Below are 1183 nucleotides of genomic sequence, written 5' to 3' on the forward strand. Positions count from 1 at the left end.
ATAAAAGGGGAGTAGCCTACATTTAGGTTACTCCTTTTTTACTTGTTAACTATTGAATAAGTGCTTATTGTCATCATAAACGGGATTCGCCAAAGAGGATGTAATTACTTTATTTTTAATAACCTTTTTATTTACTTCCAAGTGACGTGCATTCATGATATATTTTATTATGTCAATAAATATTGTAATAAAAGAGGTGATTATAATAAGAAATTTGCAACTAAACATGGATCAGGCTGTAGAAATATGTAAGGTAATAAATAGTGAAGTGCGAATGAATATATTAAAGATATTAAGCACTGGGTCTTATAATGTAAACGAAATAGCCGAGAAATTGGGGCTGCCTTTTTCTACAACTGCAGTTAATGTAAAAAAACTTGAAGATGCAAATCTGATAATTACTGAGCTAGTACCTGGTCGAGGAACACAAAAAATAAGTACCAAAAACTATGACAGGATTATTATAGACCTCTTCCAGGATAATATTGATGCTGAAAAAAATACAATTACAATAGATATGCCTGTCGGAGAATATATCGACTGTCAAGCTGAACCCAGTTGTGGCTTAGTTGGAAATGAAGATTATATTGGAATGCAGCATGATCCGAGATCATTTTATGAGCCAGGTAGAAGAGAGGCACAACTACTTTATTTCCGAACAGGATATGTTGAGTATAGATATCCCAACAGAATCCCATATGGTGCTATCGCTTCAGAACTTGAATTTAGCGCAGAGGTGTGTTCAGAGGCACCCTATCATAAGTTAAATTGGCCATCAGATATTACAGTTTGGATTAATGACGCTGAAATTGGGACTTGGACTTCTCCGGGGGATTTTGGTGGTGAGAGAGGTTTTAATACACCAATGTGGTGGTCATTAAACTTCACACAATATGGATTATTAAAACATTGGAAAATCAATAATGAAGGTAGTTTCATAGATGGCGTGAAAATTTCTGATATCAAAATTGAAGATCTAAGACTTAATGAAAATCCTTTTATCTCATTTCGTATTGGTGTTAAAAAAGATGCTGTTAACTTGGGTGGTCTTAATTTATTCGGACCTAATTTTGGGAATTATAGACAAGGAATAATTATGAATGCTCGATATCTAAATGGAAATGATAAGATAAAAAGTGAATAAACCAAGCTAAAAAGCCTGTATTATTTCTAAATAACACAG

Annotated in this window: 1 protein-coding gene; it reads left to right on the top strand. The window is 33.3% G+C overall.

Annotation, left to right across the window (positions count from 1 at the left end):
* The first annotated feature begins 169 nt into the window (after positions 1-169).
* A complete protein-coding gene (locus tag V7147_RS14395; RefSeq protein WP_335368540.1) occupies positions 170-1144 on the top strand; it encodes an ArsR/SmtB family transcription factor in 975 nt (324 codons plus the stop codon).
* Positions 1145-1183 lie beyond the last annotated feature (39 nt).

The sequence above is a fragment of the Bacillus sp. JJ1521 genome, assembly GCF_036965165.1.
Classification (GTDB): domain Bacteria; phylum Bacillota; class Bacilli; order Bacillales; family Bacillaceae_L; genus Ferdinandcohnia.

Excerpts from the sequence above, each read along its gene's own strand:
- V7147_RS14395 (WP_335368540.1), top strand. The coding sequence starts at position 170 with ATGTCAATAAATATTGTAATAAAAGAGGTGATTATAATAAGAAATTTG.